We start from the raw sequence: 22,126 nt of genomic DNA, 5'->3' as shown, positions 1-22,126 counted from the left end.
CACATGATGTTCGGGAGCATCAACGACGCAAAGTGGTGGTTTCTGGCAACCTTTCTGCTGGTCGCCGGGGCCGCGCTTCTCGGCTGGGCTCGGCAGCCGCGGGAACTCCGGACCGATCCACTCGTCGTCGCCGACCTCGACCGGTTCCGGCTAATGTCCAATGGCATCAGCGGTGCGCCGCCCGAGAGTTATTTCGCTGAGGGGAAACCTTACGAAAGCGACGCTTATAATCTCAGCCAGGGCCAGCGACTCTATAGCTGGTTCGGCTGCCAAGAGTGTCACGGCGATGGGCGCGGAAACGTAGGTCCTTCCTTCCTCGACGGTTGGTGGCTGTATGGTCCGGAGATGGTGTCGATTGTCGCGTCGATCCGCGACGGTCGCCCGCACGGCATGCCGGCCTTTCGTGACCGGATGACGATCGAGCAAATCTGGCAACTGGCCGGTTATGTCCAGACCATCGGCGCCTATTCGGCCAAAATGGCGGCGACGGGTCGCAGGGACGACCGCCACACGCGGCCGGCCGAAAACCGGGCGCCGGCGAAGATCCTGTTCAACGAAGGACCGGTCGGCGCCCACCCAGACCAGGGGCCCTCCCCTTGAGAACCGCTCGGATCCTTGCGCTGTCGATCATTGCTGCTGTCGCTGGCTGTAGCGGCAACCAGTCGGCTCTGGATCCTCAGGGCGCTCCGGCGATCCATGTCGAGCACCTGATCATTGGCATAACCGTCATCTGCTCGGTCGTCTGGCTCCTGGTCATGATCGTGCTCGGCTGGGCACTGCTGCGGAAACGGTCCGGCGACGGCGGCGAGGCCCGTGAACGGCCCTTGACGATGAGCGTTGGCAGTGCCGTTGCCGCGACGGTCATGATTATCGCAGGTCTGACGATCGCAAGCTTTTACACCACACGCGGCATCGGTTTGCCGGAAAACGCAGCGCTGACGATCACCGTCAGGGGGCAGCAGTGGTGGTGGCAGGTCATCTATGCCGACGCCAATCCGGCGCTCAGCTTCCAGACTGCCAACGAAATCCATATCCCGGTCGGTCAGGATGTTCGGATCCAGCTCGAAAGTGCGGATGTTGTGCACTCGTTCTGGGTGCCGAGCCTTGCGGGCAAACAGGATCTCGTGCCGGGCCGCAGCAACAGTCTTCTTCTGCGAGCGGAACGGCCCGGCATCTATCGCGGCCAGTGCGCCGAATTTTGCGGCCTGCAGCACACTCACATGGCGATGATGGTCATTGCCGATGAGCCTGCGGATTATCAGCGGTGGATTGCGGTCCAACGCGAAAACGGCGTGATGCCGACGGACCACGACGCTGCCGCCGGAAAGCTCGCTTTTCTGTCAAAACCTTGTGCTGCATGCCATACGGTTCGCGGTACTCCGGCCATCGGCACCACCGGCCCCGACCTGACCCATGTCGGCAGCCGTCAGACGATTGCGGCCGGGCTTCTCGAAACCACACGCGGGTCGCTCGCGGCCTGGATTGCCGATCCGCAGACCCTCAAGCCGGGCAACAACATGCCGATGGTTCCCCTAACAAGCGTGGAGCTCCGGAATATCTCCGCCTATATGGAGAGCCTTAAATGACCATCAAGGAGGACGGCCAGGATCTGCGCGATACCGGATTGGGCGAGATCGAGCTCGACCGCCGTCTCTCACAGACCTGGTCGACACCTGCGGGGGTGTGGGGCGCGCTTTCGACCGTCGACCATAAAATCATCGGCCGCCGATACATCGTGACGGCCTTCGTGTTTCTGGCGCTCGGTGGGCTCCTGGCGATGGCGATGCGGCTGCAACTATCCGAGCCCGAAGCGCGGTTTATCGGTCCCGATCGCTACAATCAGATTTTTACCATGCACGGCACGAACATGATGTTTCTGTTTGCCGTGCCAGTCATGGAGGCGATGGCGGTCTATCTCGTGCCCCTGATGGTCGGCACCCGCAACATCGCCTTCCCGCGCCTCAACGCGTTTTCCTACTGGATGTATCTGGCCGGCGGGCTGCTACTGTGGATCGCCTTTGCGGTCGATACTGGCCCTGACGTCGGCTGGTTTGCCTACGTGCCGCTATCTGGACCGCAATATGCTGCTGGAAAACGCGCCGACATTTGGGCGCAGATGATCACGTTTACCGAAGTCTCGGCGCTGGCCGTCGCGGTCGAGATCGTTGTCACCGTGTTCAAGCAACGCGCACCCGGCATGTCGCTCGACCGGATCCCATTGTTCGTCTGGTCGATGCTGGTCACATCGTTTCTCATCATCATGGCGATGCCGGCAATCATGATCGCCAGCTCGGCGCTGATCCTCGACCGGCTTGTCGGCACGCACTTCTTCAATCCGGCCGAGGGCGGCGACGTACTGCTGTGGCAGCACCTGTTCTGGTTCTTCGGCCACCCGGAGGTCTACATCATCTTCCTGCCGGCCGTCGGCATGGTCTCGACGATCGTCGCGACCTTTACGCGGCGCCCCGTGGTTGGTTATCTTGCCATGGTAATGGCTTTGGTCGCGACAGGGGTTCTGGCCTTCGGACTCTGGGTGCATCATATGTTCGTCGCCGGACTGCCGCGCCTGGGCGAAAGCTTCTTTACGGCGTCGAGCATGGCGATCGCCATTCCTGCTGGTCTGCAAATATTCTGCTGGCTGGCGACGATGTGGGCCGGCAGACCGGTGTTTAAGACGCCGTTCCTGTTCGTCATCGGCTTCATGGTGATTTTCGTCATCGGCGGGATGACAGGCGTCATGGTGGCCTCCGTGCCCTTCGACACGCAGGTTCACGACACCTATTTCGTGGTTGCTCACTTCCATTACGTTCTTGTGGGTGGCGCGGTCTTTCCACTGCTCGGGGCGATTTATTACTGGTTCCCAAAGATCACCGGCCGAATGATGAGCGAGAGGCTCGGTCGCTGGGCGTTCGGCCTGATCTTTACCGGCTTCAACCTGACCTTCTTTCCCATGCATATCCTCGGGCTGCAGGGCATGCCGCGCCGCATCTATACCTATCAGCCGGAAATGCCGTGGTCTGGCTTGAACATGTTCGTTAGCCTGAGTGCCGTCATCCTTGCGGCCGGTTTCCTGCTGTTCTTTATCGATGCCATCCGTAGCGCCGTCTCCGGTGCGGCCGCGCCTGACAATCCCTGGGACGCATCGACGCTCGAATGGTCGACCTCGTCGCCGCCGCCATCCTATAATTTCTCGCGCTTGCCGGTGGTCAGTAGTCTCGCGCCCTTGTCAGAGAAATCAGAAACGCTTCCCGTTGCCTCCGGCCTGTCGGTCGACCGCCGCGAATTGATCGTCAGCAGCGTCGTCGAAGCGCTTCCAGAGGCGCGCGAGTCGTCACCTGACAACTCGATCTGGCCGCTCTGGTCGGCACTCGCAACCACGGTGCTGTTGATCTGGTCGATCTTCACGCCCTGGGCAGTCGTCTGGGGATCGATCCCTGTGTCGATTGCCCTGATCGGATGGTTCTGGCCGAAAGGCACTCCGGAGGACGACTCATGAAACAATCCGTCGTACTCGATCTCACGAAACTGCCCGCGCATGGGCTTGGCACCGCAAGCCTGACCTGGTGGGGAACGCTTGCCTTCATGCTGATCGAGGGAACAGGCTTTGCGCTTTCGATCGTTGTCTACCTCTACCTCATGAGCCTGGCACCGCACTGGCCGTCGAATGCACCGCCCCCCGATCTGCTGCCCGGAACGGCCTTGACGGCGTTGCTGATTGCCAGCCTGCTTCCCAACGTCCTGATTGCCCGCTGGGCACGGCAGCAGAATTTGGCGAAGGTCCGTGTCGGCCTGATCATCATGTCGCTGCTGGGGGTGGCGCCGCTCATCGTTCGTATCTTCGAATTTCCGGCGATACACGTCTCGTGGGACCAGAATGCCTACGGCTCGATCGTTTGGGTGATGATTGGACTGCACACGACCCATATCATAACCGACCTGATCGACACGCTGGTGCTGACCTGCCTGATGTTTTCCAGGCATGGCGACAATCCGCGGCGCTACGGCGATGTCAGCGACAACGCCATGTACTGGAACTTCGTGGTGGCAACCTGGTTGCCAATGTATGTCTGTCTCTACTGGGTACCGCGCCTATGACCAGAACCTGGATGCGATATGGCGGACTTGTCGTGCCGCCGCTGGCCTGGGCCGTGGGGACGCAGCTTGGGCAGATCACCCCCTACCTCGATTGCCGGCGACAGATGGTTTGGACACCCGCCCTTTGCTCGGCCCTCTTGTTGATGTCGATTGCAGGGGCTGCTGCCTCTCGTCTCGCGCCAAGACCCGTCGGCCGGACCGAGCGGTTTGTCATCGATGCGGGATTTGTGATCGCCTCCGCCTTTGTCTTTGCGCTGCTATTGCAGGGGGCGGCGTCGATGCTGCTGGACCCATGTCAGCGCTGATCTGCACCTTGATCTTACTGATCATGGCCGCTCCGGCGCTGGCCCATGGAGACGATCCTCATACGGCTGCGTCGGTTTGGACATTCGATCCGTGGATCGTGCTACCAGTCACCGTGATCAGCGCACTCTACACGTTCGGCATCGTGAGGCTTTCAGGTCGGGCGCGCCGGCTTGGAGCGAGGCACCGCCAAAGCTTGTTTTTCTACAGCGGTATGCTGACTCTCGCGGGCGCGCTGATCTCGCCGCTCCACTGGCTCGGAGAACACCTTTTTACCTTTCATATGATCGAACACGAGATCGTCATGGCCGTCTCGGCACCGTTGATCGTGCTTGCGCGCCCGGTCGGCCTCCTTCTATGGGGTCTGCCAAAACGAGCGCGTCTTGGCTTAGGCGCTGCCATGCGAACTCCTCTCATCCGGCGGTCATGGGACTGGAGCACGGGAGCGACCAGCGCCACCGCCATCCATGGTGTCGCCATCTGGGGCTGGCACCTGCCCTTCCTGTTCGACGCAGCCGTGACCAATACCGCTATGCATCGCCTCCAGCACCTCAGTTTTTTTGCAACGGCGGTCCTGTTCTGGTGGGCGGTCGTTTGGAAAAGCGACTACGGCGCCGCTGCCTGGCACATGTTCCTGACGATGTTACACACGAGCATCCTCGGCGCCTTGATGGCGCTGGCACCGCGCGTTCTCTATATCGCCCAGACGCAAACCGCTTCTGCCTGGGGGCTGACACCCCTGGAGGATCAGCAACTGGCCGGCATGATCATGTGGGTGCCGGCCGGTACCATCTATGCAGCTGCGGCGATGACGATGCTGGCGCTCTGGATCCGCGGTTCCAGCGAGAGAGGAGCGCGAAATGCCTGATGTTGCCGGCTTGGCCCCTCGCCCCATAGTCTGGGTTGCCGCCGCTGTTGCTGCCGGGCTGAGCGCCTTTGTGGTTACCAATACAATACGCGACAGTCAGACAAGGACGGCCGCAGCTGTGGCGCTGACCGGTGGCGATCCGGCGCGCGCTCCCGCACTCTTTCGTCGCTATGGTTGTTCGGGTTGCCATACCATTCCGGGCATACCGGGGGCGGACGGCCAAACCGGCGCGCCACTCACCGGGTTATCCAAACACGTCTATATTGCCGGTGTGCTGGAAAACCGCTCCGACAACCTTGTTGCATGGATCGTTTCGCCGCAGAGCTTTTCACCACAGACCGCGATGCCGAACACCGGCATCTCAGAACAGGAAGCCAAGGACCTTGCCGCCTACCTCTACGCACATTGAGGTTAGGGTTCGGGCGTCGGCAAGGCCGGGAGGGCCTTGATGTAGCGCGCAATCGCATCACGATCGCTGTCGGGCAGCATGGCCGTGTTGGTCACAACGTCGGCCATCGACGATCCGACACGGCCATGGTCAGGCGTGTCGCCTGTTTTTAGCATCGTTGAAATGTCTTGCTCGCTCGACTTGCCCAGGTCTTGCTGCGTGATATTGGGCACGAACCCCGTCCCTTGCGGATCGACTCCTCCGGCAAACCGGGTGTCGGGTTTGATGGCACCGAAGACGTTCCGACTGGAGTGGCATTCGGCGCAGTGGGATATGCTCTCGACAAAATAAGCGCCGCGATCATGGATCGGCTCGCCACTCAGCCGGGCCTCCGATTGACCCTCCCGAAAAAACAGCAGCTTCCAGAATCCGACGAACCGGCGAATGCGAAACAGAATCGAAGGGTGATGCGGTGGTGCCCGTCCCGAGACTTTCGGAAGCGTCATGAGATACGCGTAGAGATCCCGGATGTCGCCGGCCGTCATTCCAGTGAAGCTCGTATAGGGAAAGGCGGGATAATAATGCTCACGCTCAGGCGACACACCGCCGACGAGCGCGTTCGCCAGATCGACGGGGGTCCATCTGCCAATTCCGTCCACCGGATCCGGAGAAATGTTAGGCGGCCGAAAGGTGCCGAACGGTGAGCCGAGCGCCATGCCGCCTCCAAGCCGCAGTCGATCGGGTTGGCCAGGGGTCGCATGGCAGGACGCACAACCGCCGGCCGCGAAGATCAGTTGCCCGTGCACCGCGTCAGCGGCACCCTCGAACTGCGGATCGCCTTGCGAGAACGGCGGGCGAGCTGCGCTTATATTCCAGCCGACCGCAACCGCGGTGCCGCCGCACAGAATGGCGACGAAAGCCATTTTCCCGAGCGTGGCCCTGGCAACATTCACAGTCCGGGGTCGCGTAGCTCCCGAGTGTGCCAAGATCAGTCGTCTTTCGTCTTGAAAGCGTCAGAAACCTTTTTGAACTCAGGGTCGCTGTTGCTTTCGCCATTTGCATCCCGGTCCCGGTCGGGATCGTCCTTCGCGCGAAGGTAGCCCCTCGGCGTATTTTCCTGGGGACCTTCCCAGCGTGGTGACTGATCCGTCGTGCCCGGAGCCCCGTCCTTTGGTGAATTCATAGCCATGGTCGTTTCCTCCTATGATCGAAGCTAACTGAGGCAGGAAATGAAAGTTCCATCGTCCCGCGGCGCAGCGCGTTTTGACTGTTTCCTGCAGGGGCTCAGCCGGTAGACTACCAACATAAGACTTCCAGGAGTGGCAACTCACCAAAAAATTCTCGACTTTAGGGATTCACAAATCTGAAGCCAAAGCGTACCAAGGAGCGCTCCTTGAGCTCGCGGTGGACCTTGGGGCGGCGGCCGATGCGCGAGGCACCGGTCGTCGCCACTCAGCCGGATCGTCTGCTGATCATACATCTACATCCAGCACCACGTCGATTTCGCAGACGACCCCGGCGGGATTGTAACTGATTGTCGACCGGCCGTTCAGCTCGGCGGCAAGAAGCCTCTCAACCAGACGCGATCCGAAACCCTTCTTCGTTGGGGGCTTCACTGCGGGACCACCATGTTCAGCCCACCTCAAATGTAGCCTTGCTTTCGTCCTCTCATCACCGTCGCCAAGCCGCCAGGAGATCGAGAGCTTGCGCTGGGCAACCGACAGTGCGCGGTACTTTGCAGCATTCGTCGCGAGCTCGTGGATAGCCAAAGAAAACGAGACGACTGCCTTCTGTGACGTTGCGTCTCGTAAGGCCCCACGCCTTTCCCGCCGCTAACCTTTCGGAGGATCTCCGGCTCTTCGTCGCGGCGCTCTTCCGGCACGAGCATCAAAACGGACTTTCCAACCGCCTCGTCACGCGAATACCCGTAAAGCTTCTCGGCGGCGGCATTCCAGCTGGTGATCGTCAAGTCGAGTTCGATGCCAAGGATCGCGTCATTCGAGGACTCGATGATGGCAGGCAGGTGGCGTTCAGCCTCCTGCGCATTCTTACTTGCCGAGATGTCGATGGCAATGAACCCAACCTTGTCGGATCCGGCCATCCTCACCCCTGAGCGCCGAAACCGATATCGCCGTCACAACATTGGTCTTCATTCAGGATTGAGACGGCATCAGAAGCCTAGCGGTTTCACACCTCTAGTGGCGTGCGTGGCTCACCATACGATAAGGGATGCACGGCCTCGAACTGCGAGATCATGGCGGTTGCTTGCTGCAACACGCGCTCGGCTTTACGCACGTCGTCACGCGCCAGTTCGTCAGCATTGATGAAGATCGCCTGTGCCATATTGGCGGAAAGCGCGTCAAAATGGCGGTTGCCTTCGACATATGCCTCGCGTGCAGCTACCTCCAGGACATGCGCGATATCGGCAAAGACCTCTTCGCGCTCCTCGATGCTGAGGTCTTCGATGATTTTGATCTTCTCTTCCATTCTCGATCTCACTCCGGTTAGACGTGTGATAGTGACCGAGCTCATCGGAGCCTCGACCGCGCAAAGCGCTAGGAAGCGAAAATTTCCGTTTCAAGAGCTTAGTTAAGCCTGAACTCGCCTTCGACACGACGCCACTCGTTTGGCCCTATCAGACGCTGATGGCTGTAGCGGACGGAATGCAGCGGCCCGTCGAGATTGGCCTCCCAGAATTCAAGGAACTTCTGCATCTCGGGAAAATCGGGAGCCAGATTCGTAGTCCTGCCAGACATAGGTCTGCAGCACGGATTCGAAATCAGGAATGCGGTAGAGGATGTGCGCCGTGGTAAAGCCGTTGAGTTGGCGCTCCAGATCCGATGAAAATTGCGTGCTCATCTCCGTTTCATGGCAGTCGAAAATTGCCGCAAAATTTTACGGTCATCAACGGATTTCTAACGCGATGATCCTGTTTATTATTCCTTTCCAGTATGTTAGGCCACTCGGTATGCGTGCTAATTTTTTTCTGCTTCATCTCTTGAAATCGAAAATCCGCAAAACCAGATCATTTCGCGCAAAAGGCTCGATTGAGGTTTTGCACCCGCCCGGACTGGTCAGCCGGTCCGGCCAGGGATCAACGTCATCATCGTTTTCGGGCGAGCCTTCGACAAGGAGGTGAAAGGATGGTTCATGCAATAACAAAGCCTTCGTCAACTCCCTTCGACAGCCGTGATCTTGCCGTCTGTCAGAGGGTCTTCGATGATATCCGGTCGGGCGCTGGAATTCCCAGGGAGTCCGAGGAAGCGGAGCGGATGGCGGCGATAACAGTGGAATTATACAGGCAAGGTGTTCGCGAGCCTAGCCATCTCAGAACAATGGTCGAAGCCGCGCGAGGTCTCTTCGGGCGTCAGGAAATTTCACCGAGCTCAGCCAAACAACAATGAACGTCAACTTGGCATCATATGGGGTCAAGCTATGAGAAAGGAACGCTTCGAAAATTCAACACCAGTGAACCCGGCAGCAGCAATCAGCGTCGCCCATCTGCTGCATCCAGGCAAACATTTTGGTCATCCGCGCGACGTCCTTGCGGCCGACGAAATCGGCAGGGACGAGAAACGCGCCATTCTTGCGTCGTGAGCATCCGACATCTTCGCCATCGAATCCATTCCGGCTCTTCGCCTTTATCCCGGCACGGACAACGCCGTCTCCTATGACGAGATCATCGAAGCGCTGAAGACGTTGGACCGGTCTGATATGCTGCCCGGAAAGCAGGACGCATCCCGTAATCAAGACAATCACAGGTGCCGTCGTCGCCGAGTTCAATCGCATCGGTTTGGCGGCCTTGGTCTGTGCAGCTATCGGAAAGGAGGCCGTCGCCGACAACCGTTCGAGATATAGACGACTTTGCACCTGCCGCGTGCCTCTTTGAGGACGCGAACATGATTTTTACCGTCGACTCTTTGCTCAATAGAGGAGGTTTTGCCGATGAAGATCGCTCAGATCGCACCGCTTGCCGAAAGTGTTCCGCCCAAGCTCTATGGTGGAACCGAGCGCATTGTATCCTATCTCACCGACGCACTCGTCGCCCAAGGTCACGACGTCACACTTTTTGCCAGCGGAGATTCGATCACCGCCGCGAAGCTCGTATCGTGCTCAGATGTGGCGCTCCGTCTTAATCCTGCCGTCAAAGATCACCTGCCGCATCAGGTTGTGATGCTGGAGGAAATTCGCCGGCGGGCGCACGAATTCGATGTGCTGCACTTCCACATCGATCTACTACATTTCCCGCTGATCCGCGAGTTCGCCGACCGGACGGTGACGACGCTGCACGGCCGCCTTGACCTGCCGGACCTCAAGCCCTTCTACGCGGCTTTTCCCGATATCCCGCTGGTGTCGATCTCCAATGATCAGCGCCGCCCAATGCCGCCGGTCAACTGGTCAGGGACGGTCTATCATGGCCTGCCTCGCGAGTTGCTGCCATTCACGGAAAAGCCCAAGAGCAACTACCTCGCGTTCCTCGGGCGAATATCGCCGGAGAAACGGCCTGACCGGGCAATCGAAATCGCAACCAAGGTCGGGATGCCGCTGAAGATGGCCGCCAAGGTCGACAATGCCGACAGGGCCTACTGGGAGACGGTGATCGAGCCGATGGTGAGGCGCCATCCGAACGTCGAATTCATCGGCGAGATCAACGAGCGTCAGAAGGCCGACTTCCTCGGCAATGCCGGCGCCCTGCTCTTCCCGATCGACTGGCCCGAGCCGTTCGGACTGGTGATGATCGAAGCGATGGCCTGTGGCACGCCCGTCATCGCGTTCGGATGCGGCTCCGTGCCGGAGGTCATCGACAACGGTGTCTCTGGAATCCTCGTCGATAGCGTGGCCGACGCGGCCGAGAACGTTGAATGGGCGCTAAAGATGGATCGAAAGAAAGTTCGCGCGGCCTTCGAGAAGCGCTTTAGCGCCGCGCGGATGGCACGGGATTATCTAGACATCTACCGGAATCTTCCTGGCGTTCGTACCAAGGCCGCGCCGCTGCGCCGTGCCAACGGGCAGGACCTCGATCTGCAGGTCGTGGCATAATCCGGAGGCCATCAGCATGTCGATCGCTTCTGTACACGACGGTTCGGCGCCTGCAGGTGGCAAGGCGCCAATCGCGCAGTTTTTCATCCCCGCGACCGCGTCGCTGCAGGAGCGGCGGCCACGCACCCTGAAGCACGGCGATACGTTCGCCGTCTTCGATCACAACGGTGACGCATTTTCCGGGCCTGGCAGCCCGGAAGGCATTTTCCATCGGGACACGCGGTACCTCTCCCACCTCCATCTGACGATCAATGGCAAGCGCCCGATGCTTCTCTCGTCGACGCTGCGAGACGACAACGCGACGCTGACCTGCGATCTGACCAATCCCGACCTCTTTGATGAAAAGGGGAAGCTCACACTTGAGCATGATCTCATTCATATCCGCAGGACACGCTTTCTGTGGAGTGCCGGTTGTTACGAGCGCTTGGCCGTTAAGAACTACGACGCGCGACCACGACAAGTGCGCATCGAAACTTCGTTCGCGGCGGACTTCGCCGATCTGTTCGAGGTTCGCGGAACCATCAGGGCGAGGAAGGGCCGCCATCTTCCGTCCTTGGTGGAACAGGACCGCGTTTCCCTCTCCTATATCGGCCTCGACGATCAGACGCGCGTCACGCAGTTGTCCTTCGATCCGCGCCCGGACGAACTTGGGAGCGGCCATGTCTTTTATGATCTTGATCTGGCGCCACATGAAACGCGGTCGCTATTCATCCAGATTTGCTGCGACCAGGCCAAAGACCGGCCTCTCGGCTACCAGTCTTTTTTTCTGGGCCTGCGGGATGCGCGCCGTGCATTGCGCTCCTCTTCCTCGCGCGCCGCATCGATCGTCACGTCCAACGAGATCTTCAACGAAGCGGCACGGCGCAGCGTCTCTGACCTCTACATGCTGATGACCGACAAGCCCGAAGGTCCTTACCCTTATGCTGGCATCCCCTGGTTTAGTACCGTGTTCGGTCGCGACGCGCTGATCACCGCGCTCGAAACGCTGTGGCTCGATCCACAGATCGCGCGCGGTGTCCTTGGCCATTTGGCCGCAAACCAGGCGACGGAAGTCGATCCGGCTGCAGATGCCGAACCTGGAAAGATCCTCCACGAAGTGCGCTATGGCGAAATGGCTGAACTGGGTGAAGTGCCCTTCCGCCGCTATTACGGCAGCATCGATTCCACGCCATTGTTCGTCCTGCTGGCGGGGGAGTACCTGAAGCGAACAGGCGACCTTGCCACGATCAACCATCTTCTGCCAAATATCGAGGCAGCGCTCACCTGGATCGACGCGCACGGCGATCGCGACGGCGATGGTTTTGTGGAATACGGGCGGCTGACGCAGGAAGGCTTAATCAATCAGGCCTGGAAAGACAGCCACGACTCGGTATTCCACGCCGATGGTACGCTCGCCAAAGGCCCGATCGCCATTGCCGAGGTTCAGGCCTACGTCTACGGTGCCTGGCAGTCCGCAGCCGAGATCTTCCGCCGGCTCGGCAGACCTGAACGCGCGGCAAAGTTCCTGGCACGGGCCGAAGGCCTGCGTCGTGCCTTCGATACGAGTTTCTTCGACGAGGAACTCGGCACTTTCGTGCTAGCGCTCGATGGGAACAAGCAGCCTTGCAGGGTCCGCTCTTCAAATGCCGGTCATGCCCTGTTCACCGGTATCGCCTATCCCGAGCGAGCCGTCCAGGTTGCCAGGACACTGATGAGCGCCTCGTCCTTCTGCGGTTGGGGCATCCGAACCATCGCCTCCACCGAGGCACGCTACAATCCGATGAGCTATCACAATGGCTCTGTCTGGCCGCATGACAATGCAATGATCGCTAGCGGCCTCGCCCGCTATGGCTACCGAGCTGAAACGGCGAGAATTTTCGAAGGGCTCTTTGCGTCTTCGACATATATCGACCTGCGCCGTCTTCCCGAACTCTTCTGTGGCTTGCCACGCCAGCGGGCTCAGGGGCCAACCTTCTACCCTGTCGCCTGCTCTCCACAGGCGTGGGCGGCTGCAGCACCCCTCCTTCTGCTGCAATCCTGTCTCGGCCTTGACTTCGAGCCGAATGCCCGGATCATCAGCTTCAACGAGCCGCAACTGCCCTCGTTCATGGATGAGGTAATGCTGCAACACCTACGGGTCGGAAACGGCTCGGCCGACGTCGCAGTTCGCCGCTCAGGACGCAGTGTCGTGGTAGACACCCTCGGTCGACGGGGCGAGGTTCGCGTACTGACCACCGCTTAGGCAAGCCGCTTCCAGACAGGCGTCTTGCCTAGTCCAGTTCGTCGTTGTCTGAGACCAGCAGGTCAATCAACAAGGCGATTTTGCCCGTGGGTGGCGGCCGTCGTTCATTCATCAACGCTTCGTCATTGTTGACCCATGCGAAAGCTTCCGCCAGTTCAGCCTGACTGGCACCAGTGGCCACGACATCAGCTATCAAAGTTTCGTCGACAGGTCCGAGGATGTCGATGACGTCTTCGGAGGTCATTGTCATGCCGATTTCTCCTTTTGTATCACCACACGAATCTGGTGGCCCAAACAAAAAAATCAAATTTTTTACACCAGGCAATTCCACAGCTCTTGAAACCGCAAGCCACTGAATTATATTGATATTGTTCGATCGCCCAATGGGGATCGACAGGTCCAGGAGGCGCCATTGTGCTCTTGGCGCCTCCTTGTATCCATGTTGCTTACAAGGAGGATATGGTTATGAGGACAAACCTCGATTTTTCTCCCCTGTTCCGGTCGAGCATCGGCTTCGACCGAATGCTGAACGCGCTCGAGGCTGCAAGCCGCATCGAGACGATCGACAACTGGCCGCCTTACGACATCGTCAAGACCGGTGAGGATGAGTACCGCATTGCCATGGCAGTGGCGGGCTTCACGCAGGACGAACTGACGATCACCCAGGAGCAGAACATGCTCTTCGTATCGGGTCAGAAGGCGAATGCCGACGATGTGCAGTATCTGCATCGCGGCATCGCCGGCCGCTCGTTCCAGCGCCGGTTCGAACTTGCCGACCACGTCAAGGTCGTCGGCGCCGGTCTCGTCAACGGTCTGCTGACCATCGATCTCAAGCGCGAAATCCCGGAAGCGATGAAGCCGCGACGAATCGAGATCGCGACCGAGACGGCTCTGCCGAAGGCCGAGATCAAGCAAATCGACGCCGAGAAGCAGGCGGCTTAAGCTCCAACAACAGCACAGTTGGCAAAGACGGCGCCGGGTATATCGTCCGGCGCCACCAGAGAAGCTTTGCCAATCGAACCAACGGAAAGGAGAAAACCATGAGCGTTCGTGATCTGATTCCCTGGGGCCGAAACAATGGCAACCAGGCCCCGACTGTCCTGCGCGACGACGACCGGGATCCCTTCCTGTCGCTGCATCGTGAGGTGAACCGCCTGTTCGACGACGTCTTCCGCGGCTTCGGCTCCGGCCTGCCGGCCTTCGGCAGCGCTTCTGCCTTCGGCGCCGGCTGGCCGAACGTCGAGATCGCCGATACCGACAAGGAGATCAAGGTGACCGCCGAGGTGCCCGGCCTTGAAGAAAAGGACATCGAAGTCCTGCTCAACGACGGTGTGCTGACGCTGAGAGGTGAGAAGCGCTCCGAGAACGAAGACAAGGATCGTCAGTTCTCCGAGCGCTACTACGGCCGTTTCGAGCGCCGCATCCCGCTCGGCGTCGAGGTCGATGAAGACAAGGTCGCTGCCAGCTTCAGGAACGGCGTTTTGACCGTGACCCTGCCGAAGACCGAGAAGGCGCAGACGCAGGTCAAGCGGATCGCCATCAAGAGCTAACCGAACCAGCCTGCCCGGCGGCCGGCCTTGTTGGGGGCCGCCGGCATCCTTCGCCAATAGGGAGGGATAAAATGATGGAGATTATTAGAGAGACACACACCAAACCAAGCAAAAGCCTCGCTTCCGTTAGCCAGGCCTCCAATGATAACCGGCGGAAGCGTCTCGCTTTCGGCCGCTCCGTGTTTCCCGAAGACGTCGTCGCCCGCATCTTCAGACCATCACACTCGGTGATGACATCGGGCAAAATGAACGGCTGGCGGCTTGTCTTCGAGCGCCGCAGCGCGCCGTTCATTGAGCCTTTGATGGGCTATACGGGCACCACGGATACGCTGACGCAGGTGGAGCTGGAGTTTCCAACGCTGCGATCCGCCATCCGCTATGCCGAGCGGCAAGGCCTGACCTATGTCGTGCAGGGTCCGGCAAGCAAAGCTGCGGCCCTGACAAAGAAAGGAATTCGTCGCCGATTGAACCGGCCATCTCACGCCTTCTCCGATGCGACATTGGAGCGGCTCGGCCTCGCCGCGCTTCAGGAGAGCTACGGTCAGGCAATGGTCGAGGCGGCGGAACGGCACGATGCTTCCGGTCCCGCCACATGGTCATCGCCCATAGACGTCATCCGTGATCCGACGCTGTCTCTCGAAGCAAAGCGCTCGATCCTGATGAACTGGGCATGGACCGAATATCTGATCGACCACGCGACCAACGAAGGCATGCCGGTGAACAATCGTCCGTCCCGCCTTAATGAGGTCGAGCAGGCGCTGCTTGCGCTCGAACGAGACGTTGAGCGCAGGCAGGACCGTACCACTGCCGATCGGAAAGCTGCATGAGGTGCACCCATGGACCCGCATGTCGTTTTCGGTTGCCAGGAGATTGTGCCGAACAGGTTTACGCTGACGATGGCCGCAGCTGCCCGTGCCCGTGCCCTCAACCGCGGTGCGGGGCCGAGGCTTGATCTGCCGCATGCCAGTGTAAGCGATCTTGCGCTGCATGAGATCGCCCGTGGCGCGTTCAGCCACGACGAGCTCGCGCCGTTCTTGCCCGAATTGGCAGCAACAACGCTTCCTCCGGCTCCTAATCCAACCACAACCGAGCTTCGCGGCGACGGCGCGGCAAGCGCCGCCGCCGCACCCGCCTTCTGTCCGCAGGAGACGGTTCAATGATGATGCAACCAACCGATGAGGAGAAATGAACGATGCTGAAGTCCCTGTCTTCCAACAACCGGACCGCTTTCGATATCGTCAATATCGTTGCCGGTCTTGGTCTTCTTGTCTCACCGTGGCTAATTGGCTTCGCCGCTGAAACCTATGCCGCCTGGAATGCCTGGCTCGTCGGCGCGGCCATCGCCGTGATCGCCGCTGTGGCTCTCTATGCCTTCTATGAGGCGGAGGAATGGGTCAACCTAGTGCTCGGCATTTGGGCGGTAGCTGCTCCATGGGTTCTCGGCTTCTCGGCCGTGACGGCCGCAACGTGGGTCCATGTTGTTGCCGGTCTTGTCGTCGCGGTGCTCGCCGCCGGCAACATCTGGTTCAGCCATAGCCGCCCGCTCTCGACTGCGTGAGCCGATCAAGAGAGGCGGATCTGGACATCCGGACCCGCCTCTTTTTTCAATCCTCCGTCGGTCACGCCAGGAGGCACACCCATCATCAGATTCAAGGAGCAACCGATGTTCGATCTCACCCCGAGGCTTCGCACGATTGCCATTTCCGCAGCCGTCGCCGCCGGAGCCATTTTCTTCACCACAAGCCCATTGCCTGCACAAATGACAGGACAGGCTTCTGCGTCCACCGGCCTGCCGACGCTGGCGCCGATGCTGGAACAGGTCACACCCGCCGTCGTCAATATCGCGGTCGTCTCCCGAGCGCCGGCGCAAGACAACCCGCTCTATAGCGATCCCAACTTCCGAAGGTTCTTCAATCTGCCGGAGCAACAGCAGCAGGCTCGGATGAGCGCCGGCTCCGGTGTCATCGTCGACGCCAACAAAGGATATGTGCTGACCAACCATCACGTCGTCGACGGCGGATCAAAAATCTCGGTCACGCTGAAGGATGGCCGACAGCTCCCGGCAAAACTGATTGGCAGCGACAAGGAGACCGACATTGCCCTGCTCCAGATCAATGCCAAAAACCTCACAGCCATTCAGATCGGGGATTCCGATGCCCTTAAGGTCGGGGACTATGTCGTCGCCATCGGCAATCCCTTCGGACTTGGTCAGACGGTTACCTCTGGCATCGTCAGCGCACTCGGTCGCAGCGGGCTCAATATCGAAGGCTATGAGGACTTCATCCAGACCGATGCCTCGATAAACCCCGGCAATTCCGGTGGGGCGCTCGTGACGCTCGACGGCATGCTGATCGGGATCAACACTGCGATCCTCAGCCCGGCCGGCGCCAATGTCGGCATCGGCTTCGCAGTCCCGAGCGACATGCTGCTATCGGTGATGAACCAACTGGCGACCCAAGGCGAGGTGCGCCGCGGCAGACTCGGCATCGGCATCCAGGACCTGACGCCCGACGTGGCCGAGGCACTCAAGCTGGGTGAGCTGCGCGGCGCACTGATTGGCAGCGTCGAACCTGGCTCAGCGGCCGCGCGGGCCGGATTGAGGACCGGCGACGTGGTTACCGCGATCGACAATCGCCCCGTCCACAGTGCAACGGATCTCAGGAACCGGATCGGCCTCACCCCGATCGGAACCAGGATCAATGTGACGGTAAAGCGCGGCGATGGCGAGCGGGTGATCGCCGTCGCGATCACATCGGAAGACCGGCCGTCCGCCGACCTCTCCGGCACGCCCCTCGATGGCGCCAAAATGCGGGAAGCATCTGCCGAAGAGGCTCGCCAGGCCGGTGCCCCCGGCGTTGTGATCGAGGGTCTCGGCTCGGGTAGCATGGCGGCCCGCAGCGGACTGCAGGCCGGTGACATAATCGTGGCGGCCAATCGCTCGCCGGTCTCTTCCGTCGCGGATTTGCGTAAGGCGCTTGCCGACAAACCGGCAATCCTCGCGCTTGAACTGATCCGAGATGGCGATCCTCTCCTTCTCGTCGTCCGATAGCGGAGCGATGATTAAACGGTCCCGCTCACTTGCGAAGTGGGACCCAATCGACCTTTCGTCTTGCCCTCCAACCGGAAACCGGGCCGCCGCCTATATGAGAGGAGAATTGATCGCAGTGTATGTTACCTGTGACAGGAGATATGCATGAGCCGAGATCCATATGAGCTTCTGGGCGTGAAACGGGATGCGCCGCAAAAGGAAATCCAGAGTGCATTCCGCAAGCTGGCCAAGAAGCTGCATCCCGACTTGAACCCCGGCGATAAAAATGCCGAGGCCAGGTTCAAGGAGATTTCCGCGGCCTACGAGCTTTTGAGCGATGAGCAGAAGCGCGCCCGCTTCGACCGTGGCGAGATCGATATGACGGGGGCCGAACAGGCGCCCCGCAACTTCTATCGCGACTATGCCTCGGCCAGCGGTCCCGGTGAGCCCTACCACAATAGCGGCGGGTTTGCCGATTTTGGCGATTCGGACGATATTTTCGCGAGCTTCTTCTCGCGCCGCGCCGGCCCTGGCGGCGGGTCCCCGTTCCGCGCTCCCGGACGTGACCGCCATTTTTCGATGGAGATCGATTTTCTCGATGCGATGAAGGGTACCAAAACCCAGGTTAAGCTACCCGAGGGTCCGGCTATCGAAGTGCAGGTTCCCCCCGGGACACGTGATGGCCAAACGCTGCGGCTGCGGGGCAAAGGCGAACCCGGGTTCGGGGGCGGTGCCGCCGGCGACGCGCTGATCGTTATCAGGGTGCGGCCTCACCGCTTTTTCACGCGCGACGGTGACGACATCCGCCTCGAACTTCCGGTCACGCTCAGCGAGGCCGTGCTTGGCGGCAAGGTGCGCGTGCCCACTCCCTCCGGCCCAATCGACCTAGCCCTCCCCCCCAATTCCAGCAGCGGCAAGGTCTTGCGTATCAAGGGCAAGGGTGTGCCGCGCGGAAATGGCAGCGCCGGTGACGTCTATGTGACTGTGAAGGTCGTGTTGCCCGACCGTCCGGACGAAGAGCTGACCAGCTTCATCAAACGCTGGGCTTCTGGAACGACACAAAATCCGAGAAAGGGCATGGAGGGCTGACCATGGACGATCATGAATTCTGTCTTCGCCTCAAAATCGAAGTAACCGAGCTCGAACTGTGGATCCGGGAAGGTTGGCTGGCGCCGCAGATCGCCGAGCACCAACGGCGCTTCCGGGATGCCGATCTAGCTTGCGCCCGGCTGATCCTAGATCTGACGCACGGCATGGGCGTCAACGAAGCCGGAGTTGATATTGTCATGGATCTTGTCGACCAGCTTCACGGCATGCGCGGCGCGATGCGCGACATCGTAACGGTCGTCAGCGGAGAGGATGTTGCAGTCCAACAACGTTTGGTAGCAGCTCTGGACAAGCTCCACACCATTTGGCGAATGTGAGAGGATTCGCGGCAGGTAAGAAAGCAATCTTGTGGCGGATGTTCCTATGACGACACCATTGAGGCGCTGGAGACGTTGGACGAGAACGATGAGCGCGAGGACGAGGTTCGTCCGCCGCGATGAGAGCGAGCCTGCTGTAAAGGCGTAACACTACCTTTAGGCAGGTCTGCGGCTTCACCACAACCAGCCTGTCATTGATGTTTCGAGAAACCTAAATATAACGAGCAGGCATCTTTCAACGACGATGATGCGCGCGCTCCGGCCCGGATCACGCTAACAGTTTTGAAAGATGAGTTATGCCGAAACGAAAAGCGCCAGCGGTTGTAAGCACGGGCATCAACGGATTGAACGAAATCCTGCGTGGTGGTCTACCAGCATCCAATCTCTATATGCTGCAAGGCGCTCCGGGCTCCGGCAAGACGACAGCAGCGCTACAGTTCCTTCGCGCCGGGGTGGAAGCGGGAGAGAGTTGCATCTACGTGACACTGTCGCAGACAGCGGCAGAGCTTGAAGCCATTGCTGTTTCACACGGCTGGACACTCGATGGCATCCGGGTCGAGGAACTGTCGACATCCGGCTCGGTTAGCGAAGCCGATGACCAGAGCATATTTCTGACTGCAGACCTCAGGCTCGACGAGACGCGAAAGGCGATCGAGGCAGCTATCGACGAACACAAGCCGCGGCGCCTTGTTTACGACTCCCTCCTCGAAATCCGCCTGATCACCGGTGACTCCCCGAGGTTTCGTCGCGAACTGATCGGTTTCAAGTCCTTTCTGGCCAAGCGCAACGTCGTCGCACTTCTCCTTGACACACAGACAACCGGCTATGACCGCAGTGGCGAGGAAGTAGAGGGTCTTGCTCATGGGGTCATCCGTTTCGACAAGTCACTGGAGGAGTACGGCGCTGTGCGACGTCGCGTGGAAGTATCCAAGATGCGCGGTGTCCCCGTTGCCGATGGCTATCACGACATGGCGATACGGGAAGGTGAAGGGGTCATCGTTTTTCCTCGCATTATGCCCAATACTGCGTCGGAGACCACCAAGCCGCAACTGATCAAGTCAGGTGTCGCAGCGCTCGACGACATGTTTGGCGGCGGCCAGGAGGCTGGAACCACGACGCTGGTCATAGGACAGTCGGGCACTGGCAAGTCGACCATGTCGTCACTCTATGCGACCGCAGCACTCGACCGCGGCGAGAGCGTCGCGCTATTCTTGTTCGAAGAGAGGCTGGAAACGTTCTTCCGCCGGTCGGAAGGCCTGGGAATGCAGCTTCGGCAGTTCCATAAGGATGGAACGCTCATTCTGCGGGATTTCAATCCGAACGAAATCTCACCGGGTGAATTTGGTCAAATCGTCCAGGACGCGGTGACGCAGAACAAAGTCCGCGTCGTCGTCATCGATAGCCTGACCGGCTATCTGAACTCGCTACCGCATCGGGAAAAGGCGGTCCGCGACATCCAATCCCTTCTCAAATTCCTGGCTCGTTCGGGCGTGCTGACGATGCTGATTGTCGCTCAGCACGGCCTGATCGGTCAGAATGTCGGCATCGACGTAGATGTCAGCTTCCTCGGCGACACCGTGCTCCTGCTGCGGATCATGGAGCATGAGGGTCGGCTGCGCCGCAACATCACCGTTGTCAAAAAGCGCCACGGTCCACATGACCTCAACATCCAGGAACTGCTGATAGAAAGCGGCAGCGTCAGCGTCGTTTCCTACAACCCCCTTCCTGACCCGAAATGAATGAAACACTGAGTGAACTGGATTGGGTGCTCATACTTGCCCCGTTTCGCAAAGACGCCGACTACATCGCGGCGTCCTTGCAGGAGCAAAACGTCGAGGTCCGGCACGGCCAGGCTGGCGAGGACCTAGCTGAAAATTTAGCGCTTTTGCCGGGCGTCATCCTCATCACCCATGAGGCGCTAAGCCCGCCCGTCGTCGCAACGATCGGCTATCATCTCGCCGGCCAGCCTGATTGGTCCGAAGTGCCAATCGTGGTCCTGCTTGAGCGCGCGGCTCCCGTTGCACAGATCCGCACTCGGCTTCAAAGCGCCTGGCCGAGCGCCCGCCTCTTGTTCTATACACGCCCAATCGCGCGACTGGAGCTGGCCAATAGCATTCAGACCAATCTGCTCGTCCGATTGCGCCAGAAGCAGGTGCGCGATGCCATTGAGCGCGAAGTCGAGTTGCGGCTGGAGCTCAATCATCGCATCAAGAACATTCTTGCCAGCGTCACCTCAATCTTTCAAATGACGCGACGCGGCGCGTCTACGGTTGATGAGCTTGCGGCAGATTTCACAGGCCGGCTTCGTGCTCTGTCCGACGTTCACACCGCAGTGTTCGAAGCAGGCGGAGACGAAATCTCACTGTTATCCGTGATCGCGGTAACCGTCGCACCCTATAACGGTGAGAGCTTGACTCGGATCAATATTGCCGGCCCGGACCTCCTTGTCGGACGGATCGCTGCGACAACCATCGCCCTTTGCCTCCACGAACTGACGACGAATGCCATCAAGTACGGCGCACTGTCTCAGGGCGACGGCAGGATCAACATTGCCTGGTCCGTTTCGAAGGAAGATCCGCCAGTATTTTCAATGAACTGGATCGAATCGGGCGGCCCCAAAGTCGTTCAACCGACGCGGCAGGGCTACGGCACAAAATATGTCCGCTCGGCTCTCGCCTCGCTCTTGGGGGCAGCGCCGACGATCACGTTCGATCGCAATGGGTTTCGATGCCACGCCGCGGGTCCGCTGGCAAGACTTGTGCGGCAGTCGGCGGAAGCTGTTTGATACAGTATCCATTATCGGAAGGTGAACTGCCCCCACTTTCGACCGGACACTCAGCATAAGCAGGAAGGCTCAAGCACAGGCTTGAGGATAAGCTTATGTCTAACGAGTTTCGACAGGTTGATCTGATGATTGGCGACGTCCGGCGGCGACGCTGGACAACGGAACGCAAACTGCAGATCATCGAGGAAAGCTATGCCCAAGGGGAGACCGTTTCCTCTGCGGCTCGGCGACATGGAGTTGCGCCAAATCTTCTGTATCGCTGGCGCAGGCTCCTGAGCGAGGGAGGTGCGGTGGCCGTGGATTCTGACGAGCCAGTGATCGGCAATTCCGAGGTGAAGAAGCTGGAAGATCGAGTGCGCGAGCTTGAGCGCATCCTCGGGCGCAAGACGTTGGAGAACGAGATTCTCCGCGAAGCTCTTTCCAA

Annotated in this window: 25 protein-coding genes and 3 pseudogenes; 22 read left to right on the top strand and 6 right to left on the bottom strand. The window is 59.7% G+C overall.

Annotation, left to right across the window (positions count from 1 at the left end; genetic code table 11):
* Positions 1 to 6: 6 nt before the first annotated feature.
* The 7 genes from AC1DIJ_RS27240 to AC1DIJ_RS27210 are packed head-to-tail and all read left to right on the top strand — an operon-like array spanning position 7 to position 5,675.
* On the top strand, positions 7 to 600 hold the full coding sequence (locus AC1DIJ_RS27240) for a c-type cytochrome (protein WP_112389088.1): 594 nt from the start codon (positions 7 to 9) through the stop codon (positions 598 to 600).
* On the top strand, positions 597 to 1,586 hold the full coding sequence (gene coxB, locus AC1DIJ_RS27235) for a cytochrome c oxidase subunit II (protein ID WP_112389087.1): 990 nt from the start codon (positions 597 to 599) through the stop codon (positions 1,584 to 1,586). Before AC1DIJ_RS27240 ends, coxB begins: the two co-directional genes overlap by 4 nt.
* Positions 1,583 to 3,496 carry a cytochrome c oxidase subunit I gene (ctaD, locus tag AC1DIJ_RS27230; protein ID WP_112389086.1) on the top strand — a complete coding sequence of 638 codons (1,914 nt, stop codon included), beginning with the start codon at positions 1,583 to 1,585 and terminating at the stop codon, positions 3,494 to 3,496. Before coxB ends, ctaD begins: the two co-directional genes overlap by 4 nt.
* Positions 3,493 to 4,095, top strand: coding sequence for a cytochrome c oxidase subunit 3 (locus tag AC1DIJ_RS27225; protein WP_112389085.1), 603 nt, complete (start codon positions 3,493 to 3,495; stop codon positions 4,093 to 4,095). Before ctaD ends, AC1DIJ_RS27225 begins: the two co-directional genes overlap by 4 nt.
* The gene (locus AC1DIJ_RS27220; protein WP_132526517.1) at positions 4,092 to 4,400 is read left to right on the top strand and encodes a hypothetical protein; all 309 of its coding nucleotides are present in this window, start codon (positions 4,092 to 4,094) and stop codon (positions 4,398 to 4,400) included. Before AC1DIJ_RS27225 ends, AC1DIJ_RS27220 begins: the two co-directional genes overlap by 4 nt.
* A complete protein-coding gene (locus AC1DIJ_RS27215; protein WP_112389083.1) occupies positions 4,388 to 5,266 on the top strand; it encodes a cytochrome c oxidase assembly protein in 879 nt (292 codons plus the stop codon). The genes AC1DIJ_RS27220 and AC1DIJ_RS27215 overlap by 13 nt, the downstream gene beginning before the upstream one ends.
* Positions 5,259 to 5,675 (top strand): c-type cytochrome, encoded by a 417-nt coding sequence (locus AC1DIJ_RS27210; RefSeq protein WP_112389082.1) that lies wholly within the window; start codon positions 5,259 to 5,261, stop codon positions 5,673 to 5,675. Before AC1DIJ_RS27215 ends, AC1DIJ_RS27210 begins: the two co-directional genes overlap by 8 nt.
* Before the next feature lie 2 nt (positions 5,676 to 5,677).
* Here AC1DIJ_RS27210 and AC1DIJ_RS27205 read toward each other — a convergent pair whose 3' ends face one another.
* The 5 genes and pseudogenes from AC1DIJ_RS27205 to AC1DIJ_RS27185 all read right to left on the bottom strand — a co-directional run bounded on the left by AC1DIJ_RS27205 (position 5,678) and on the right by AC1DIJ_RS27185 (position 8,513).
* Positions 5,678 to 6,577, bottom strand: coding sequence for a cytochrome c (locus AC1DIJ_RS27205; protein ID WP_112389081.1), 900 nt, complete (start codon positions 6,575 to 6,577; stop codon positions 5,678 to 5,680).
* Positions 6,578 to 6,642: 65 nt separating this feature from the next.
* Positions 6,643 to 6,843 carry a hypothetical protein gene (locus AC1DIJ_RS27200; protein WP_112389080.1) on the bottom strand — a complete coding sequence of 67 codons (201 nt, stop codon included), beginning with the start codon at positions 6,841 to 6,843 and terminating at the stop codon, positions 6,643 to 6,645.
* A 453-nt stretch (positions 6,844 to 7,296) separates the two neighbouring features.
* Positions 7,297 to 7,755: a PAS domain-containing protein gene (locus AC1DIJ_RS27195; protein WP_477831683.1), complete on the bottom strand. Its 459-nt coding sequence runs from the start codon at positions 7,753 to 7,755 to the stop codon at positions 7,297 to 7,299.
* A 94-nt stretch (positions 7,756 to 7,849) separates the two neighbouring features.
* A pseudogene (locus tag AC1DIJ_RS27190) lies at positions 7,850 to 8,141 on the bottom strand (hypothetical protein).
* Between the two features lie 98 nt (positions 8,142 to 8,239).
* Positions 8,240 to 8,513, bottom strand: a pseudogene (locus AC1DIJ_RS27185) (usg protein).
* Positions 8,514 to 8,797: 284 nt separating this feature from the next.
* Here AC1DIJ_RS27185 and AC1DIJ_RS27180 point away from each other — a divergent pair.
* The 4 genes and pseudogenes from AC1DIJ_RS27180 to AC1DIJ_RS27165 all read left to right on the top strand — a co-directional run bounded on the left by AC1DIJ_RS27180 (position 8,798) and on the right by AC1DIJ_RS27165 (position 12,915).
* The gene (locus AC1DIJ_RS27180) at positions 8,798 to 9,058 is read left to right on the top strand and encodes a hypothetical protein (RefSeq protein ID WP_112389079.1); all 261 of its coding nucleotides are present in this window, start codon (positions 8,798 to 8,800) and stop codon (positions 9,056 to 9,058) included.
* Positions 9,059 to 9,089: 31 nt separating this feature from the next.
* A pseudogene (locus AC1DIJ_RS27175) lies at positions 9,090 to 9,512 on the top strand (hypothetical protein).
* 87 nt (positions 9,513 to 9,599) lie between these two features.
* Complete coding sequence (locus tag AC1DIJ_RS27170) at positions 9,600 to 10,694, top strand: glycosyltransferase family 4 protein (protein ID WP_112389078.1); 1,095 nt, start codon at positions 9,600 to 9,602, stop codon at positions 10,692 to 10,694.
* A 16-nt stretch (positions 10,695 to 10,710) separates the two neighbouring features.
* On the top strand, positions 10,711 to 12,915 hold the full coding sequence (locus tag AC1DIJ_RS27165) for an amylo-alpha-1,6-glucosidase (RefSeq protein ID WP_112389077.1): 2,205 nt from the start codon (positions 10,711 to 10,713) through the stop codon (positions 12,913 to 12,915).
* 28 nt (positions 12,916 to 12,943) lie between these two features.
* Here the strand turns inward: AC1DIJ_RS27165 and AC1DIJ_RS27160 are convergent, their stop codons facing one another.
* Positions 12,944 to 13,165: a hypothetical protein gene (locus tag AC1DIJ_RS27160; RefSeq protein WP_112389076.1), complete on the bottom strand. Its 222-nt coding sequence runs from the start codon at positions 13,163 to 13,165 to the stop codon at positions 12,944 to 12,946.
* A 215-nt stretch (positions 13,166 to 13,380) separates the two neighbouring features.
* Between AC1DIJ_RS27160 and AC1DIJ_RS27155 the strand changes: the two genes are divergently transcribed.
* From AC1DIJ_RS27155 to AC1DIJ_RS27105, 11 genes are all read left to right on the top strand, one after another.
* Positions 13,381 to 13,857 carry an Hsp20 family protein gene (locus AC1DIJ_RS27155; RefSeq protein WP_112389075.1) on the top strand — a complete coding sequence of 159 codons (477 nt, stop codon included), beginning with the start codon at positions 13,381 to 13,383 and terminating at the stop codon, positions 13,855 to 13,857.
* A 98-nt stretch (positions 13,858 to 13,955) separates the two neighbouring features.
* On the top strand, positions 13,956 to 14,465 hold the full coding sequence (locus AC1DIJ_RS27150) for an Hsp20/alpha crystallin family protein (protein ID WP_112389074.1): 510 nt from the start codon (positions 13,956 to 13,958) through the stop codon (positions 14,463 to 14,465).
* A gap of 74 nt (positions 14,466 to 14,539) precedes the next feature.
* On the top strand, positions 14,540 to 15,292 hold the full coding sequence (locus AC1DIJ_RS27145; protein WP_477831682.1) for an NADH dehydrogenase ubiquinone Fe-S protein 4: 753 nt from the start codon (positions 14,540 to 14,542) through the stop codon (positions 15,290 to 15,292).
* A 45-nt stretch (positions 15,293 to 15,337) separates the two neighbouring features.
* A complete protein-coding gene (locus AC1DIJ_RS27140; protein ID WP_477831681.1) occupies positions 15,338 to 15,625 on the top strand; it encodes a DNA-directed RNA polymerase subunit omega in 288 nt (95 codons plus the stop codon).
* Positions 15,626 to 15,657: 32 nt separating this feature from the next.
* On the top strand, positions 15,658 to 16,023 hold the full coding sequence (locus tag AC1DIJ_RS27135) for an SPW repeat protein (protein ID WP_112389071.1): 366 nt from the start codon (positions 15,658 to 15,660) through the stop codon (positions 16,021 to 16,023).
* A gap of 105 nt (positions 16,024 to 16,128) precedes the next feature.
* Positions 16,129 to 17,514, top strand: coding sequence for a DegQ family serine endoprotease (locus AC1DIJ_RS27130; protein ID WP_112389070.1), 1,386 nt, complete (start codon positions 16,129 to 16,131; stop codon positions 17,512 to 17,514).
* A 144-nt stretch (positions 17,515 to 17,658) separates the two neighbouring features.
* The gene (locus tag AC1DIJ_RS27125) at positions 17,659 to 18,582 is read left to right on the top strand and encodes a DnaJ C-terminal domain-containing protein (protein ID WP_112389069.1); all 924 of its coding nucleotides are present in this window, start codon (positions 17,659 to 17,661) and stop codon (positions 18,580 to 18,582) included.
* Positions 18,583 to 18,584: 2 nt separating this feature from the next.
* Positions 18,585 to 18,917, top strand: a complete 333-nt coding sequence (locus tag AC1DIJ_RS27120; RefSeq protein ID WP_112389068.1) for a chaperone modulator CbpM — start codon at positions 18,585 to 18,587, stop codon at positions 18,915 to 18,917.
* A gap of 296 nt (positions 18,918 to 19,213) precedes the next feature.
* Positions 19,214 to 20,656: a DUF7125 family protein gene (locus AC1DIJ_RS27115; protein WP_112389067.1), complete on the top strand. Its 1,443-nt coding sequence runs from the start codon at positions 19,214 to 19,216 to the stop codon at positions 20,654 to 20,656.
* Positions 20,653 to 21,702: a sensor histidine kinase gene (locus tag AC1DIJ_RS27110; protein WP_112389066.1), complete on the top strand. Its 1,050-nt coding sequence runs from the start codon at positions 20,653 to 20,655 to the stop codon at positions 21,700 to 21,702. Before AC1DIJ_RS27115 ends, AC1DIJ_RS27110 begins: the two co-directional genes overlap by 4 nt.
* Before the next feature lie 95 nt (positions 21,703 to 21,797).
* On the top strand, positions 21,798 to 22,126 hold a 329-nt coding region (locus AC1DIJ_RS27105), incomplete at its 3' end, for a transposase (RefSeq protein WP_477831680.1).

This window comes from Rhizobium sp. 10N427 (genome assembly GCF_056394605.1).
This window is presented reverse-complemented; position numbering and strand designations above follow the sequence as displayed.

What these genes read in the sequence shown, in the direction of transcription:
- AC1DIJ_RS27240 (WP_112389088.1), top strand. Translation starts at nt 7, where the DNA reads ATGTTCGGGAGCATCAACGACGCAAAGTGGTGGTTTCTGGCAACCTTT.
- ctaD (WP_112389086.1), top strand. Translation starts at nt 1,583, where the DNA reads ATGACCATCAAGGAGGACGGCCAGGATCTGCGCGATACCGGATTGGGC.
- AC1DIJ_RS27225 (WP_112389085.1), top strand. Translation starts at nt 3,493, where the DNA reads ATGAAACAATCCGTCGTACTCGATCTCACGAAACTGCCCGCGCATGGG.
- AC1DIJ_RS27220 (WP_132526517.1), top strand. Translation starts at nt 4,092, where the DNA reads ATGACCAGAACCTGGATGCGATATGGCGGACTTGTCGTGCCGCCGCTG.
- AC1DIJ_RS27215 (WP_112389083.1), top strand. Translation starts at nt 4,388, where the DNA reads ATGTCAGCGCTGATCTGCACCTTGATCTTACTGATCATGGCCGCTCCG.
- AC1DIJ_RS27210 (WP_112389082.1), top strand. Translation starts at nt 5,259, where the DNA reads ATGCCTGATGTTGCCGGCTTGGCCCCTCGCCCCATAGTCTGGGTTGCC.
- AC1DIJ_RS27205 (WP_112389081.1), bottom strand. Translation starts at nt 6,577, where the DNA reads ATGGCTTTCGTCGCCATTCTGTGCGGCGGCACCGCGGTTGCGGTCGGC.
- AC1DIJ_RS27200 (WP_112389080.1), bottom strand. Translation starts at nt 6,843, where the DNA reads ATGGCTATGAATTCACCAAAGGACGGGGCTCCGGGCACGACGGATCAG.
- AC1DIJ_RS27195 (WP_477831683.1), bottom strand. Translation starts at nt 7,755, where the DNA reads ATGGCCGGATCCGACAAGGTTGGGTTCATTGCCATCGACATCTCGGCA.
- AC1DIJ_RS27180 (WP_112389079.1), top strand. Translation starts at nt 8,798, where the DNA reads ATGGTTCATGCAATAACAAAGCCTTCGTCAACTCCCTTCGACAGCCGT.
- AC1DIJ_RS27170 (WP_112389078.1), top strand. Translation starts at nt 9,600, where the DNA reads ATGAAGATCGCTCAGATCGCACCGCTTGCCGAAAGTGTTCCGCCCAAG.
- AC1DIJ_RS27165 (WP_112389077.1), top strand. Translation starts at nt 10,711, where the DNA reads ATGTCGATCGCTTCTGTACACGACGGTTCGGCGCCTGCAGGTGGCAAG.
- AC1DIJ_RS27160 (WP_112389076.1), bottom strand. Translation starts at nt 13,165, where the DNA reads ATGACAATGACCTCCGAAGACGTCATCGACATCCTCGGACCTGTCGAC.
- AC1DIJ_RS27155 (WP_112389075.1), top strand. Translation starts at nt 13,381, where the DNA reads ATGAGGACAAACCTCGATTTTTCTCCCCTGTTCCGGTCGAGCATCGGC.
- AC1DIJ_RS27150 (WP_112389074.1), top strand. Translation starts at nt 13,956, where the DNA reads ATGAGCGTTCGTGATCTGATTCCCTGGGGCCGAAACAATGGCAACCAG.
- AC1DIJ_RS27145 (WP_477831682.1), top strand. Translation starts at nt 14,540, where the DNA reads ATGGAGATTATTAGAGAGACACACACCAAACCAAGCAAAAGCCTCGCT.
- AC1DIJ_RS27135 (WP_112389071.1), top strand. Translation starts at nt 15,658, where the DNA reads ATGCTGAAGTCCCTGTCTTCCAACAACCGGACCGCTTTCGATATCGTC.
- AC1DIJ_RS27130 (WP_112389070.1), top strand. Translation starts at nt 16,129, where the DNA reads ATGTTCGATCTCACCCCGAGGCTTCGCACGATTGCCATTTCCGCAGCC.
- AC1DIJ_RS27125 (WP_112389069.1), top strand. Translation starts at nt 17,659, where the DNA reads ATGAGCCGAGATCCATATGAGCTTCTGGGCGTGAAACGGGATGCGCCG.
- AC1DIJ_RS27120 (WP_112389068.1), top strand. Translation starts at nt 18,585, where the DNA reads ATGGACGATCATGAATTCTGTCTTCGCCTCAAAATCGAAGTAACCGAG.
- AC1DIJ_RS27115 (WP_112389067.1), top strand. Translation starts at nt 19,214, where the DNA reads ATGCCGAAACGAAAAGCGCCAGCGGTTGTAAGCACGGGCATCAACGGA.
- AC1DIJ_RS27110 (WP_112389066.1), top strand. Translation starts at nt 20,653, where the DNA reads ATGAATGAAACACTGAGTGAACTGGATTGGGTGCTCATACTTGCCCCG.